14 protein-coding genes are annotated in these 14372 nt (G+C 62.0%); 13 read left to right on the top strand and 1 reads right to left on the bottom strand.

Annotated elements, in window-relative coordinates:
• The first annotated feature begins 35 nt into the window (after nucleotides 1–35).
• From XH96_RS11355 to XH96_RS11380, 6 genes are all read left to right on the top strand, one after another.
• Nucleotides 36–545 (top strand): flavin reductase, encoded by a 510-nt coding sequence (locus XH96_RS11355; protein ID WP_210337876.1) that lies wholly within the window; start codon nucleotides 36–38, stop codon nucleotides 543–545.
• Nucleotides 546–575: 30 nt separating this feature from the next.
• Complete coding sequence (locus tag XH96_RS11360) at nucleotides 576–995, top strand: RidA family protein (RefSeq protein ID WP_194392567.1); 420 nt, start codon at nucleotides 576–578, stop codon at nucleotides 993–995.
• Nucleotides 996–1002: 7 nt separating this feature from the next.
• A complete protein-coding gene (locus XH96_RS11365; RefSeq protein ID WP_194392568.1) occupies nucleotides 1003–1683 on the top strand; it encodes a DUF1028 domain-containing protein in 681 nt (226 codons plus the stop codon).
• 65 nt (nucleotides 1684–1748) lie between these two features.
• The gene (locus XH96_RS11370) at nucleotides 1749–2744 is read left to right on the top strand and encodes a LysR family transcriptional regulator (protein WP_194392569.1); all 996 of its coding nucleotides are present in this window, start codon (nucleotides 1749–1751) and stop codon (nucleotides 2742–2744) included.
• A 197-nt stretch (nucleotides 2745–2941) separates the two neighbouring features.
• Complete coding sequence (locus XH96_RS11375; RefSeq protein WP_194392570.1) at nucleotides 2942–3397, top strand: type II 3-dehydroquinate dehydratase; 456 nt, start codon at nucleotides 2942–2944, stop codon at nucleotides 3395–3397.
• On the top strand, nucleotides 3394–4323 hold the full coding sequence (locus tag XH96_RS11380) for a glyoxylate/hydroxypyruvate reductase A (protein ID WP_194392571.1): 930 nt from the start codon (nucleotides 3394–3396) through the stop codon (nucleotides 4321–4323). The genes XH96_RS11375 and XH96_RS11380 overlap by 4 nt, the downstream gene beginning before the upstream one ends.
• Here XH96_RS11380 and XH96_RS11385 read toward each other — a convergent pair.
• Nucleotides 4291–5238, bottom strand: a complete 948-nt coding sequence (locus tag XH96_RS11385) for a LysR family transcriptional regulator (RefSeq protein ID WP_194392572.1) — start codon at nucleotides 5236–5238, stop codon at nucleotides 4291–4293. The two genes, XH96_RS11380 and XH96_RS11385, sit on opposite strands and share 33 nt — an antisense overlap.
• A gap of 91 nt (nucleotides 5239–5329) precedes the next feature.
• Here XH96_RS11385 and XH96_RS11390 point away from each other — a divergent pair, with 91 nt between their 5' ends.
• The 7 genes from XH96_RS11390 (at nucleotide 5330) to XH96_RS11420 (ending at nucleotide 14369) form a co-directional block, all read left to right on the top strand.
• Entirely contained in the window at nucleotides 5330–6784 is a 1455-nt protein-coding gene (locus XH96_RS11390; protein WP_194392573.1) for a 4-hydroxyphenylacetate 3-hydroxylase family protein, read from the top strand.
• 327 nt (nucleotides 6785–7111) lie between these two features.
• Entirely contained in the window at nucleotides 7112–8158 is a 1047-nt protein-coding gene (locus XH96_RS11395) for a PotD/PotF family extracellular solute-binding protein (RefSeq protein WP_194392574.1), read from the top strand.
• A gap of 55 nt (nucleotides 8159–8213) precedes the next feature.
• Entirely contained in the window at nucleotides 8214–9068 is an 855-nt protein-coding gene (locus XH96_RS11400; protein ID WP_194392575.1) for an ABC transporter permease, read from the top strand.
• A gap of 68 nt (nucleotides 9069–9136) precedes the next feature.
• A complete protein-coding gene (locus tag XH96_RS11405) occupies nucleotides 9137–9880 on the top strand; it encodes an ABC transporter permease (RefSeq protein ID WP_246790052.1) in 744 nt (247 codons plus the stop codon).
• Complete coding sequence (locus XH96_RS11410) at nucleotides 9864–11015, top strand: ABC transporter ATP-binding protein (protein ID WP_194392577.1); 1152 nt, start codon at nucleotides 9864–9866, stop codon at nucleotides 11013–11015. Before XH96_RS11405 ends, XH96_RS11410 begins: the two co-directional genes overlap by 17 nt.
• A 264-nt stretch (nucleotides 11016–11279) precedes the next feature.
• A complete protein-coding gene (locus XH96_RS11415; protein WP_194392578.1) occupies nucleotides 11280–12716 on the top strand; it encodes an amidohydrolase family protein in 1437 nt (478 codons plus the stop codon).
• A 72-nt stretch (nucleotides 12717–12788) separates the two neighbouring features.
• Entirely contained in the window at nucleotides 12789–14369 is a 1581-nt protein-coding gene (locus XH96_RS11420; protein ID WP_194392579.1) for an ABC transporter substrate-binding protein, read from the top strand.
• Nucleotides 14370–14372: the final 3 nt, after the last annotated feature.

Raw genomic sequence — 14372 nt, forward strand, 5'->3', positions numbered from 1 at the left:
ATGACATGTCAGCCATAAGCGTGCAACCGACGGCAATGGACATTCGGACGCAGTTCCTTGACGGCATGAGCCGGGCCGCATTTTGCGTCAATGTCGTGACGACGGATGGTCCGGCGGGACGCGCCGGCGTCACGGTCTCGGCGATGTCATCGGTCTCTGCCGACGGCAGCACGCCAACGGTTCTGGTCTGTATCCATCATCAGAGCAAGACGGCGGCGGCCATCGTCGACAATGGCGTCTTCTGCATCAATATCCTGCGCGACGATCAGGCCGATATCGCCGATCACTTTGGCGGCCGCAGCAAGTTTGGCGGCGACGATAAGTTTGCATATGGGCAATGGCTTCCGAGTGAGACCGGCGCGCCGCGGCTGGCTGAATCCGTGGTGGCTTTCGACTGCCGCGTCATATCGTCCGAACGCGTCGGCACCCATCACATCTTCGTCGGCGCAGTCGGCGCGGTGACGGTGGGCTCGGGGCGGGCCTTGATCTATGCCGATCGCGTCTATGGCCGCGCCCATCCCATCCCGGCTTCTCAAGCCTCTTGATCGCTTTGCTTCCGACATCAGGACCAGTAAATGACTCACAAACGTATCCGACAGTTCAACACCAAGAACACATATCCCGAGCAGAAGCTCGACAACGATCTGTGCCAGGTCGTGGTCGCCAAGGGCAGCATGGTGTTCGTGCGCGGCCAAGTCGGCCAGGACCTCGACACCGCGGTCAATGTCGCGATCGGCGATGCTGCTGGCCAGACCGAGCAGGCGATGACGAACGTCAGGACGTTGCTGGCGGAGGCGGGCGCAGAACTCGGCGACATCTGCAAGATCACGATCTACATCACCGATCCTCGCTATCGCGAGGCGGTTTATCGCAAGATCGGAGAGCACCTCAAGGGCGTCTTCCCGGTCTCGACCGGGATCGTCGTGTCGGCGCTGGCCCGGCCGGAATGGCTGGTCGAGGTCGATGTGACGGCTGTCATCCCCGACGGCAGGTGAGGTCTGCATGACCTTCTCCCTGACGGCCCGCTGCCCGGACACCGGGATGTTCGGCATGGTGATCTCGTCCTCGTCTCCGGCCGTCGCGGCCCGCTGCGTCCATCTGCGCGCCAAGGTCGGTGCGGTCGCGAGCCAGAACATCACGGATCCCGCGCTGGGACAGATCGGTCTCGATCTGCTGGCGCGTGGTCTGAGCGCAAGCGAGGTCCGCGACGCGCTGGTGGCTTCGACGCCGTTCATCGCCTACCGGCAGCTCGTGGTGGTCGATTCGCAGGGACGCAGCACGTCGTATTCAGGCGGCAACACACTCGGCATTCACGCCACCCATGGTGGCGAGGGCGCGATGGCCGCGGGCAACATGCTCGCCAACGCCGAGGTGCCGGTGGCCATGGTTTCGGCTTATCAGGGCAGTGCAGGCGCGCCGTTCGTCGAGCGGCTGCTGGCGGCGCTGAGGGCCGGGCTGGCGCAGGGGGGAGAGGCCGGACCGGTTCATTCCGCCGGCCTCCATGTGGTGCGCGACGTATCCTGGCCGATCGTGGACCTCCGGGTCGATTGGAGCGATAGTCCGATCGAGGAACTTAGGAAGCTTTGGGAGATCTATCAGCCTCAGGTCGACGCCTATATCGACCGGGCAAGAAATCCGTCAGTGGCGCCCGGTTTCGGCGTCGCCGGCGACGACAGGGCCTGATCGGGCGCGCGCCCATGCTATAAGTTGGCTCCATGGAGTCCGATGCAGGGGGCGAACAGAAGCTGATGAGATATACGCTACGCCAGATCGAATATTTCATCGCCACAGCGGAGACCGGAAGCATCACTCTGGCGTCGGAGCGAGTGAACATCTCACAGCCCTCGATCTCGACGGCGATCGCGCATCTGGAGGAGGAACTCGGAACCCAGCTCTTCGTGCGCCGGCACGCCCAGGGGTTGTCGCTGACGTCAGCGGGACGCGTCCTTCTCGTGGAAGCGAAGCGGCTGATCGAGCAGGCCGAGCAGGTCTATTCGGTGGCGTCCGAGGTCGGAGAGCGCGTTCGTGGCCAATTATCGCTGGGAAGCCTGGTGACGCTGGCGCCGATGGTGATGCCGGAGTTGTCGCACTCGTTCACGTCCACCTATCCGGAATCGCGTATCATCCAGACGGTCGCCGACCACGAGCAGCTGCTGGAGCGCCTGCTGCGCGCGGAGCTTGATGTTGCCATCACTTACGACCTCTTGATTCCCGACGAATTCGAGTTTCTGCCGCTGGCGAGCCTGCCGCCGCATGTCGTGGTCAGCGAAGCCGGCCCGCTGGCACGCCACTCTGCCGTGAGCCTGCAAGAGCTCGCGCGAGAGCCGCTGATACTGCTGGATCTGCCGATCAGCCGCGAATACTTCCTTAGCATGTTCATGAAGGAAGGCCTTGAGCCGAACATCGTGTCCCGTTCCACGCATCAGGACGTGATCCGGACCATGGTCGCCAACGGCTACGGCTACACGCTGGCGAACGTTCGGCCGCGCTGCGAGATTGCCTTGGACGGCCGGCGCGTGTCCCGGGTTCGGCTGTCCGGCGATCACAGGCCGATGGTCATGGGCGTGCTGACTCTTTCCCAGGGACGAAAATCCAGGTTGGTCGACATGTTCGAACAGCATTGCCGCCGCTTCGTCTCCGACGCCTATATCCCGGGTATGGTCGCGCCCGTCATGGAGCGCCGCACCTTCCGCGGACTGGTCGAGGGAGAGCAGAACCGGCCCGAAAAGGGCACGCCGGACTGAACGGCTCGCGTCGCGTGACCTGAAGTCCGGCAGCACATATCGAAATCCGTCGAATCCTATAGGTTTTTTCGATTTTCGTCCGGATGACGCGGCTGGGTACTGTTCGTGCGGCCGCGCACGTCCTGACTGGTATGCGTCCTGCATCGTCGGCGGTCGCGGCGCGTGTCGACCGTATTGGCAGAGGTGTAAGCGCATCCATGACGAAACCGACGATCTATTTCCTCAATGGTCCGAACGCCAATCTGTACGGCCTGGATCGCAGCGGAACCTATGGCCGCGAGAGCTTCGTTTCGATCCAGAAGCGATGTGAGGATCACGCCGCTACGCTTGGTCTGGCGCTCGATTTCCGCCAGTCGAACCATGAAGGCGTTCTCGTCGACTGGATCCAGGAGGCGCGGGAGAAGGCCGCGGGCATCGTCATCAACGCTGCCGGGCTCACCTACACGTCAATTGCAATTCTCGATGCGCTGCTTGCTTTCGAAGGACCGATCGTCGAGGCGCATATGAGCAATATCTGGAAGCGCGAGCCGTTTCGGCACCATTCCTATGTGTCGCGCGCGGCGACGGGTGTGGTTGCTGGCCTCGGCGCGCTCGGCTACGAGCTCGCATTGACGGCGGCCTCACGATTGATCGCGGAGCAGGCGGCTCGATGAGATCCGACTTGATGGCGTTCTACAGCGCCCATGACGATTTCAACGCGTGGCGCGCGGCGCTTGCGGCCGAGGATGTCGAGCTACGCCGCGCCGATGATATCGAGGAGGTCGGGCGTGTCCGGCATGCGCTCGTCTGGAAGCCTCCGCATGGCTTCTTCGCGCGCTTTCCCAATCTTGGTCTTGTTGTCAATCTCGGGGCTGGTGTCGATGCGCTGGTCGGACGCCCCGATCTGCCTGACGTGCCGATCACCCGCCTGTCCGATCCAAAGATGGCACGCATGATGGCGGGCTTCGTGCTGTTCGCGGTGCTGCGTCATGCGCGCAATATTCCCGCCTTCGAACGGGCGCAGCGCGAGCGGCGCTGGCACTACATCCATCCGCGCGATCCCGAGACAATCAAAGTCGGCATGCTCGGTCTTGGCGAGCTCGGGCTGACCGCTGCGATGGAATGTGCACGACAAGGCTTTCGGGTACGCGGCTGGTCGAGATCGCCGAAGGCTATCGACGGGATCGAGACCTCGGCCGGCCTGGATGCGCTGGAAGCGGTGTTGGGAGAGAGCGATATCGTTGTCTGCATGCTGCCGCAGACTGCGGCGACCCGCGGTCTCCTCGATGCCGGCAGGCTGGCACAGATGAGGCCAGGGGCCTCCTTCGTCAACGTGTCGCGCGGCAGCATTGTCGATGAGCCTGCGTTGGTCGAGGCGCTGCGAACCGGTCATATCGCTGAGGCGACGCTGGACGTGTTTGCAACCGAACCATTGCCATCGGAAAGTCCGCTCTGGACTCTCGACAATGTGCTGATCACGCCGCATCTGGCATCGATCGCGCTGCCGGCGTCCGCTGCACGGCAGATCGGCGAAAACGTCCGTCGTTCCCGGACCGGTGAGCCGTTACTAAGTCGCGTCGACCCCGGGCGGGGCTATTGAGCCGGGCCCGAAGAGGCCGCCGATGGCAAAGGCATCGCGCGTGTAGTCGGCGAAACTCTGCACGGCGGGACGCTGCGTGTGCCGCTTCAGCCGCAGCACCGTGACGTGAGTTGGCGGCAAAGGCTCGACGATCGGCACGACGGCGATGCGGCTGCCGTCGTAGCCTATATTCGTGCGCGGCACCGCATTGTGGATCGAATATCCCTGTCCATGTCCGATCAGGCCGCGGATCATTTCGAATGAGCGGCTCCGGAAGGCGACGCGCGGCTCGAGTCCTGCGGCGGCAAACAGGCCGAAGAAGTAGTCGCGTGAATGCGGCAGGTCGAGCAGGATAAAGGGCTCGTCGCGCAGTTCCCCGAGGCTGATCGCAGGGCGCCTTGCCAGCGGATGGTCGGCTGACAGCAGGATATAGGGCGGCAGCTCACATAGCTTGTCGCCCGTTATGTCGTCCGGCACAGCGAACGAATAGGAGAGGGCAAGCTCGGTCCGCCCCAACATCAACGCGTCGATGATTTCCTGCTGGTTGCCTTCCTCCAGCTTGACCGAGATGCCGGGCTGGCGTTGGCGAAAGCCGGAGAGCAATCCTGGCATGAAGCGCGTAGCGAGGGTCAGGAAGCTTCCAACCACGATCTCGCCATGAAGCGCATTGCCGAGGGACTGTGCACTTTGCGCGAAATCGCGCGCGTGATTGAGCAACAATCGTGCATCATTGACGAGACGGTGGCCGGCCGGCGACAGCGTGACGCCCTTTGCCAGATGCCGGACGAAGACCTGAATGCCGAGTTCAGCCTCGATCTGGCTCAGCGCAGCCGAAATCGAGGGTTGCGATACGTTCAGGCGCTTGGCCGCCTCGGTTACACTCCCCGCGTCGGCCGTTTCGACCATGTACCGAAGGGCGCGGAGAGAGAACCTCATCGTGTTTTCCTATGCATCTCCAACGATAATTATATTTTCCTTATGCTAACTGCTCCGCCACCCTCTCGTCCAGTGCAACAGGAGCCAATCGATGATCCGCACGGGCGAAGAGTACAAGCAGGGCATTCGCGATGGTCGCGAGGTCTGGATCGATGGTGAGCGTGTCAAGGACGTCACCACGCATCCTGCGCTGAAGCCGATCATCGACATCAAGGCGCGCATGTACGACATGGCGCATGAGGAGCGCTACAGCGGAGATCTAACTTATGTCGAGGGTAACGAGCGGCACTCGATCTTCTACCGTCCCCCGCTGGTACAGAAGGACTGGCACGACAAGATCAAGGCCCTCGATCACTTCATGAAGGACATTTCCGGCGTCGTCACCCGGGTTGGTGATGAGACCATTGGTGAAATGTGGTCGCTGACCGACGGTCGCGACGTGCTGGCCGAGATCGACCCACGTTTCGCGCCCAATATCGACCGTCACATCCGCGCCGTGGTCGAAAAGGACGTCTTTCACGTCTCCGCCAACACTGACCCGAAGGGCGATCGCTCGCTGCCGCCGCAGCAGCAGGATCCCGACATGATGGTCCACGTCACGCGCGAGACCGATGCCGGGATCATCATCCGTGGCGCCAAATACGAGACTGCGGCCGCCTATGCCGACCAAGCCTATCTGAAGCCCACAGTCGGCGCATGGTCGACCGAGAAGCTGTCGGACTACGCGGTGGGCTGCATCGTCAAGATGGGCGCGCCTGGCGTCAAGCACATATGCCGCAGCGGGTTCGCCAGCCGCAGCAACCCACAGGACTATCCGCTCGCCAACCGCTTCGACGAGGTGGAAGCGCTGGTCGTGTTCGACGATGTCCTGGTTCCCTGGGAGGACGTCTTCTTCTATCGCCACACGCGCGCCGCTCAATTTGTGCGCTCGACGCTGCATCGCTACTCGGCATTCCCTTACGTGCTGCGGCTGCTTTACGTTGCCGACATGATGATCGGGGCGGCGATGTGGAACGCCAAACAGACCGGCCTCGACAAGCTCCAATCGGTGCGTGAGAAGCTTGCCGATCTCGTCTGCTACCGCGAGGGCATCAACGCGCATCTCACGGCGTCGATCGCGATGGCCGAGAAGAGCTCGGGCGGGCTGTTGATGCCGCAGCAGTCCATGCTCTATGCGGGGCGCGTCTTTGCATGCTCGCAGCTGCCGGCGATGATGCACATCGCACGCGAATTGTGCGGTGGACAGATCTGCATCACGCCCAATGTGAATGCGTTCGACGTCAAGGGCAGCGGGGAGTGGCTGAACAAGTTCTATTCCCTGAACGACGAGTGGCAAGCCGATGATCGCCGCAAGCTGCTTGCCTTCGCGCGCGACCTTCTCAATTCGGACTATGCCGGTCACCGTCTGACCTTCGTGCAATTCGCCCAGGCGCCGCACTTCAACCATCTGGCCGCTGTCTACAACAGCTTTGACTTCTCCGGCCCACTCGATTTCGTGAAGAAGTCAGCCGGGTTGTCGGACCGCATCGATGGAAAGAGCGAATGAGCGTGGTCGGCCGTGCCAGTGGATGCTGCCGCGGTCCAGATCGGACTGCTTCTCGAACAGGCATAAGCAGGCAGGCCGATGCTCTCGTTGTGACAGACGGGATCCTCTGAGGTCTGACGGAGATCGAAATGATCGCTGAAGCGTCGATGATTGGATCGCCTCGGGGCTGATTGACCATCAGCTCCTCACAAGATGAGCGCTGATCTCTCGTGAGAGAGGTCGGTATGTTCGCTTGCGTATTTCATAAGTATTTTCAATGGGTTGTCGATCGAAATGGCATGCCGTTTGCTTGCTGATCCATGTCAAACATTGTTGTGAGGGTTCGAGATGAAACGTGTCCTGAAGCACTTCGCGGTGGTGCTGTCGTCGGTGCTCATCATCGCTGGCGCGCCGTCCGTGGCCTCGGCTGAGGATAAGCTCGTTGTCAGCACCTGGGGCGGCAGCTTTCGCGATCTGATCGACGAGTCGATCGCAAAGAAGTTCACGGCGGAGACGGGCGTCAAGGTTGAGTACGTCACCGGTGGCACGATGGACCGGCTCAACCAGGCCAAGCTGGCGGCCGGTAAGCCCGAGAGTGATGTCACCTTCACGACGGCCCATGTCGGCTGGCTCTATGCAAATGACAATCTGTTCGAGAAGCTCGATCTCGCCAAGATCCCCAATGCCGCGCATCTGGTGGAGCAGGCCAGGATCAGCCCCTACCACATCGGCGCCTGGGCCTATGTCTACACGATCGGCTACCTGCCGGATCAGCTGCCGAAGGGTGTCAGCTTCGACAGCTGGGAAGGGCTCTGGAATCCTGCGCTGAAGGGCATGATCTCGTCGCCCGATTTCGATCCCAGCCATGTTATCGCTGTCGCCGCGAAATTGTCCGGCGCCGATGCCGCGCACTGGGAGGCCGGAAAGGACAAGCTGAAGGCGCTGAAGCCGAACTACAAGGCCTTCTACACCAATGACGCCAACAGCCAGCAGATGTTCGCGACCGGAGAGACGCCGGTCCAGGTCGTGCTGTCGATGAATGCTTACTACATGCGCGACCAGGGCGTCCCGATCAGGCTCGTCATTCCCAAGGAGGGTGCGGTGCTTGGTGTTGACACCATGGGCATCACCAAGGGCACGGCCAAGGCTGATCTGGCCTACAAGTTCCTGAACATTGCGCTCGATCCGGCGGTGCAGGCACAGATCGCCGATCTCAAGAAGGGTAGCCCCGTGGTCGATAACGCGAAGCTCCGGCCCGAGGTGGCTGCGCTCCCCGGCGTGTTAACGACTCCAGACCAATGGGCGCATCAGACGCTTATCATCGATCACAAGCTGCGTGCCGAAAAGACGGCCGAGTGGCGGAAATGGTTCGCCGAGAACATGATGGCTCCCTGAGCGAAAGGTGCGGCCCGGCTACGGCCGGGCCGCGAGTTCCTGCGCGGAGTTCGCGATGATCAAACGCCCGTTTTTGGGATGGTTCGTTTCGCCGGCCGGACTTGCCGCGCTGGGGCTGACGGCTGCGATGGCGGCCGTGTTTCAGTTCAGCATGAGGACTTACATTCCGGGCTCGCTTGATGTGGGCGGGTTCACGTTGCAGAATTTTGCGGCCATGCTCCGGCCGCTTTATGCGTTCGCGTTCTGGAATACGATCCTGCTCTGCTTCGAGACGGCGGCGTTCACGCTGATCCTGGCCTTTCCGCTCGCTTATGCGCTCGTCCGCACGAGAAGCTCGGCGGTGCGTTCCTTCATCCTGATCGCGGCGGTGACGCCATTGTTTCTGGGTGAGGTGGTGCGGACCTATTCCTGGATGATCGTGCTCGGGAACAATGGCTTCCTGAACACTTTGCTGGTGAAGCTTGGTCTCGTCGAGCGACCTGTACAGATGATGTTCACCGCTGGCGGCGTGATCGCTGCGCTGGTCCATGTAACGATGCCGATCATGGTCATCATGCTGGCCGCGGGTCTGTCGCATATCGACCGGAATTGCGAGAAAGCGGCGGAGAGCCTCGGTGCCGGACCGATCCGGGTCTTTCTGACAATCACTCTGCCGCTGTCGATGCCGGGTATTGTCGCCGGCTTCTCGACGGCGTTTGCCTGGACATTCAGCGCCTTCGCGACGCCGCAACTGATCGGTGGCGGGCGGGTCAGCACGGTATCGACCCTGATCTATCAGCTCGGCTTCTCGTCGTTCAATTTCCCCTTTGCCGCAAGCCTGTCGATCATTGGTCTCGCGCTGTCTCTGGCCGTCATCGCATTGCTGAAGCAGGCGACCCGGCCGCTGGAGCGGCTCGCGAGCGCCACATGAAGCGGTCTCCGGCCAACATAGCGCTGAGATGGTCAGGGCGCATCCTTGTCTCTGCGATCCTTCTGTTCGTGCTGCTGCCCGGCATCGTCGTGGCCGTGACCGCGTTCAACGACCGCGCCATTCTGGCATTTCCGCCGCAAGCATGGTCGCTACGCTGGTTCTGGCGGGCCTTCTCATACAGTGACTTCGGCCGGGGCTTCTGGAACGGCCTCACGGTGACGTTATGGGCGTCGAGCATTGCCCTGGTCATCGGCGCAGCCTTCGCCATCGCGATCCATCGCTACAATTTCGTCCTGAAGTCACTGCTCGAGGGCATCCTGCTATCGCCGCTGATCATCCCGCACTACACGATCGGCCTGGGCGTGCTGATCCTGGCGTCGCAGGCGGGTACGGGGCGCGGCTTTCCGCTTGTGATCCTGACCCACGTGCTGCTGGTGCTGCCATTCGTGATGCGCAGCACCTTCATCTCACTGGAGAACCTCGATAGCCGGCTTGAACTCGCGGCTTCCAGCCTCGGCGCTACGCCAGGCCGTATTCTGCTGACCGTGACGATTCCGTTGCTGCTGCCGGGGCTGTTGAGCGGCTGGCTGTTCGCCGCGATCCTGTCGTTCAACGAGTTTACGGCGACGCTGTTCGTCAGCAGCCAGGCGACGCAGACGCTGCCGGTCGCGATGTATAACTATGTCCGCGAGTTTGCCGATCCGACGCTGGCTGCATTGTCGGTGATCTATATCGCCGTCACGGCATTGCTGCTGAGTTTCGCCAATGCTTTCCTTGGCCTCGGGAAGATCCTCAATGTTGATGCACACTGACCGAACGGCTGCGACCGCAGGCAGCGAGGCGGGCCGGCAAGGCCAGCCGGCGGTGCAGCTCGACGGTGTGACCAAGCGCTACGGTGAGTCCATTGCTCTTCATGAGGCCTGGCTCAAGATCCGGCCGGCGGAGTTCATGACTCTGCTCGGTCCGTCTGGCTGCGGAAAGACCACGCTGCTCAACCTCGTTGCCGGCTTCCTCGAAGCCGATGGTGGCGAGATCTTCATCGAAGGCACGCTCGTCACCGAAACGCCCGCCCATCAGCGCGAGATCGGCATCGTCTTCCAGAATTATGCGCTCTTTCCGCATATGAGCGTCGCCAACAATATCGCCTACGGTCTGAAGACCCGCGGCATCGGCAGGAAAGAGATTGCGCGCCGGGTCGATGAGGCTCTGGCGCTGGTGAGACTGGACGGATTCAGTGACCGCAAGCCGCGGCAGCTATCGGGCGGCCAGCAGCAGCGCGTCGCACTGGCGCGCGCGCTCGTGATCAAGCCGAAGGTGCTCTTGCTCGATGAGCCATTCTCGGCGCTCGACAAGAATCTGCGCGGATCGATGCAGGTCGAGCTGAAGCAGATCCAGCGCGAGCTCGGCGTCACCACGATCTTCGTGACCCACGACCAGGGCGAGGCGCTGTCGATGTCAGACCGTATTGCGGTGATGTCGGCGGGGCGGATACGTCAGATTGCCGCGCCTGGTGATGTCTATTGCCGTCCCGCGGATCGCTTTGTTGCATCCTTCGTCGGGAATGTGAATGTTCTCACCGGACGCCTCGTCGAGCGGCGCGGAGAGGCCGCGACCGTGTCCGTCGGCAAGATGCGCCTGGAGGTTCCGGCGGCGCCGCTCGCGAAGCTCGCCGTCGGTGACGATGTGGACGTCTTCATTCGGCCGGAGCATCTGGCCGTGACGCCGGGAACCGCGCCGGGATCGTTGCGCGGAACGGTGACGACACAGGTCTTCCAGGGTGATCACATCGATCTCTACATCGAAATCGCCGGCGTTGCGCGCGCACCCGTCCTGCTGCGCGCGCCGGGGATCGCGGCCTTGTCGTCCTGTCCGGCCGGCGCCGAAGTTGGACTGATCGTGGGGTCTGATGATGTCGTGGCGTTTCCCCCCGAAGCGCGCGAGTCGTGAGAGGCGCGTAGCCATGGGCGGACTGCGCCCCTGCGCCTGATTTCGTCATACGGAAAATGCCATAAATGAGCTCGCCGGGGTGTTCCAACATCGCCTTGGTGCCCAGTGCGGTCGGATGCGCGTCAGCGCTCGCGCGCTGCAATAATAGGCATGGTGCTGCCCGTGCGATGGGCGCGTGGCGCTCAAATGGTCGGATTTTATGATGGACATTCCGGAGCCATGATGCAAACTATGGATACATAATTTGTAAAGTGAGGTGCGGCGATGGTTCGAACAGTGGTCCGGGCAGGCCATGTCATTGCCTTTCAGGACGGCGGTCATCGGCATTTGCAGAACGGCGTGATCGTCGTCGAGGACGATCGCATCACGCATGTTGGCGGCGGCGAATTCGACGGTCAGGCGGACGAGATCATCGATGCCAAGGACAAGATCGTCACGCCGGGCTTCATCAACACGCACACGCATCTGAGCGAGTCGCCGCTCGACCGCTCGTTTGTCGAGGATCGTGGTCCGCGGAATTTTTACCTTTCCGGTCTCTTCGAGTTTCTGACCGCACGTGATGGCGCCATCACCGACCAGGCGCGCCGCGCGTCCGTTGCGGCGTCCATGCCGGAACTGATCCGTACAGGCACGACCACCGTCGTCGAGATGGGCCGCCATGGCCAGTTTGTTGCCGAACAGGCGGAGAAGGCCGGACTGCGGGCCTATATCGGCGAGTTCTACCGCTCCGGGCGTTGGTACACGAAGGACGGCAAGAGCGTTCAATACGAATGGTCGGCCGACGACGGCGTGGCCGCAATGCAGCACGCGGTCAATTTCATCAAGGAAGTCGATGGCCGCGCCAACGGCAGGATCAAGGGTTTTCTGACGCCGGTGCAAGTGGATACCTGCTCAGAGGCGCTGCTGCGCCGCTCGCGCGAGATGGCGACCGAACTGAAGGTGCCGCTCGCGCTGCATGTCTCGCAGTCGGTGCCGGAATTCCAGGAGATGGTTCGTCGCAACGGCTGCTCGCCGGTCGAATGGCTGGAGAAGATCGGCTTCCTCGGCAACGACGTCATCCTCGGCCATGTCATCATGCCCGGTGGATCGAGCTGGACCAATTATCACGCTGATGATGTCGGCATCCTCGCCGACACGGGCACCAATGTCGCGCACGCGGTCTGGGTGTTCGCCCGCCGCGGCATCGCGATGGAGAGCTATTCCAAGTACCTGGCTCGGGGTGTCAACATGACCCTGGCGACGGACACCTCTCCGCAGAGCATGATCGAGGCGCTGCGCTGGACGGCCGTCATCAGTAAGATCATGGATCGGCGGACCGAGGTGGCGACCGCCGCCGACGTGTTCAACTCCGCGACATTGTCGGCCGCGAAGGCGCTTGGCCGCGACGATCTTGGCCGGATCGCTCCTGGCGCCAAGGCCGACCTGCTGTTCTGGGAAGGCGCAAGCCTGTTCATGACGCCGATGCGCGATCCCGTGCGCAACATCGTCTATTCCGCGCAGGCGGAAGACCTGAACGCAACCATGATCGACGGCAAGCTCGTCATGAAGGATCGCGTCGTCCCGGGTTTCGACGTTGACGCGCTGCTGGCCGATCTGCAGGCGGGCGCTCAGCACATGTGGGCCAACATGCACCGTGAGGATTGGGCCCATCGCGACATCAACATCCTTTCACCGGAAAGCTATCCGGCGTTCAAACGCTAGCCTGACGGACGATCTCTCCGCGATGAAGCCCGCGGGGAGGCACTGCGTCACCGCGCAATCTAGGGGACTGAAATGAAGCTGCATATGAAGATGGCATCGTCGCTTCTGGCTGCCGTCGTATCGACGTTGTTAATCTGCGTACCGGCGACGGCAAGCGAGCTGAAGATCGTGATGGAAAGCCGGCTCGGCAATCTCGATCCGATCCTCAGCGCCTCGCACCAGACGCGTGACCACGGCTATCTCATCTACGACACGCTGTTCGCGCTCGATGCGGAGCAGAAGATTCATCCGCAGATGGTCGATAGCTACAAGGTATCCGAGGACGGCAAGGTCTATACGTTCACGCTGCGCGACGGCCTGAAGTGGCACAACGGCGCTCCCGTCACCGCGGCGGACGTGGTCGCGTCAATCAAGCGCTGGGGCAAACGCGATCGCATGGGCATCGCCCTGATGTCGATCACGTCGGACGTTTCTGCCGCCGATGCCAAGACTTTCTCGCTCACGCTGTCGACCCCGTCCGGCGTTATCCTCGACGCCTTTGCCAAGCCGAGCGGCGTTCCGCTCTTCATCATGCCGGCAAAAGTCGCGGAGACCCCGGTGACCGAGGCGATCACCAACTATACCGGCTCCGGGCCGTTCAATTTCAAGGCCGACGAATATCAGCCGGGCGTCAAGGCGGTCTACGTCAAGAACGAGAACTACGTGCCACGCAAGGAAGAGCCGAGCTGGTTTGCCGGCGGCAAGCTCGCAAAGGTCGATCGGATCACCCGTATCGAAATGGCCGACCCGTTGACCTCGCTTAACGCGCTGAACAGTGGCGAAGTCGACTACGTCCAGAACATCAATTCCGACCTGATGCCGCTTGTGAACGCGTCGAAGGTCACGACGGCGCGTCTGGACCAGCTTGGCTACCAGATCAGCTATCGCTTCAATCATCTCCAGGCGCCGTTCAACAACAAGCTGGTCCGCCAGGCGGCGCTCTGGGCAATCGGGCAGCAAGAAGTCATGCAGGCCCAGTTCGGAGCGCCGGAAAACTACAAGCTCTGCGGTGCGGTGTTCGGTTGCGGGCTGCCGTATGAGAGCGATGTCCTGGCAGAGATGGTGATGAAGCCCAACGTCGAGAAAGCGAAGGCCTTGCTGAAGCAAGCCGGCTACGACGGCAAGCCGGTTACCATCCTGCACATCTCCGACATTCCCTCGCTGTCCTCGGTCGCTCCGGTCATGGCCCAACAGCTTCGCGCCGCAGGCTTTGTGGTCGACTTGCAGGCGATGGACTTTATGACGATGCTGTCGCGCCGTGCCAATCAGGGACCGACGACGGAAGGTGGCTGGAGCATTTTCATCACCAGCTGGCACAATACGGAGATCCAGGAGCCGCTGCGCAACTTCATGATCGTGGCGGAAGGCAAGGGCGGTTATGCCGGCTGGGCCGACGTGCCCGCCATTCCGCAGCTCACCAAGGCCTTCCTGACCGCGGGGTCGGAAGCCGAGCGCAAGGAGATCGCGACCAAGATCCAGTCGATCGTCTATGACGAAGGTGTCTTCGCGCCCCTTGGTTCCTTTGCCCGCATCAGCGGTTTCGGCAAGGACGTCAGGGGCGTGCTGCCGGCGCCGGCGAACATCTTCTGGAACATCTCCAAGGGCGCGCCGTAGGCC

It is taken from the genome of Bradyrhizobium sp. CCBAU 51765 (assembly GCF_015291725.1).
Lineage (GTDB): Bacteria > Pseudomonadota > Alphaproteobacteria > Rhizobiales > Xanthobacteraceae > Bradyrhizobium > Bradyrhizobium liaoningense.

Coding starts and splice junctions, on each gene's coding strand:
- XH96_RS11355 (WP_210337876.1), top strand. CDS start 36: ATGGACATTCGGACGCAGTTCCTTGACGGCATGAGCCGGGCCGCATTT.
- XH96_RS11360 (WP_194392567.1), top strand. CDS start 576: ATGACTCACAAACGTATCCGACAGTTCAACACCAAGAACACATATCCC.
- XH96_RS11365 (WP_194392568.1), top strand. CDS start 1,003: ATGACCTTCTCCCTGACGGCCCGCTGCCCGGACACCGGGATGTTCGGC.
- XH96_RS11370 (WP_194392569.1), top strand. CDS start 1,749: ATGAGATATACGCTACGCCAGATCGAATATTTCATCGCCACAGCGGAG.
- XH96_RS11375 (WP_194392570.1), top strand. CDS start 2,942: ATGACGAAACCGACGATCTATTTCCTCAATGGTCCGAACGCCAATCTG.
- XH96_RS11380 (WP_194392571.1), top strand. CDS start 3,394: ATGAGATCCGACTTGATGGCGTTCTACAGCGCCCATGACGATTTCAAC.
- XH96_RS11385 (WP_194392572.1), bottom strand. CDS start 5,238: ATGAGGTTCTCTCTCCGCGCCCTTCGGTACATGGTCGAAACGGCCGAC.
- XH96_RS11390 (WP_194392573.1), top strand. CDS start 5,330: ATGATCCGCACGGGCGAAGAGTACAAGCAGGGCATTCGCGATGGTCGC.
- XH96_RS11395 (WP_194392574.1), top strand. CDS start 7,112: ATGAAACGTGTCCTGAAGCACTTCGCGGTGGTGCTGTCGTCGGTGCTC.
- XH96_RS11400 (WP_194392575.1), top strand. CDS start 8,214: ATGATCAAACGCCCGTTTTTGGGATGGTTCGTTTCGCCGGCCGGACTT.
- XH96_RS11410 (WP_194392577.1), top strand. CDS start 9,864: ATGTTGATGCACACTGACCGAACGGCTGCGACCGCAGGCAGCGAGGCG.
- XH96_RS11415 (WP_194392578.1), top strand. CDS start 11,280: ATGGTTCGAACAGTGGTCCGGGCAGGCCATGTCATTGCCTTTCAGGAC.
- XH96_RS11420 (WP_194392579.1), top strand. CDS start 12,789: ATGAAGCTGCATATGAAGATGGCATCGTCGCTTCTGGCTGCCGTCGTA.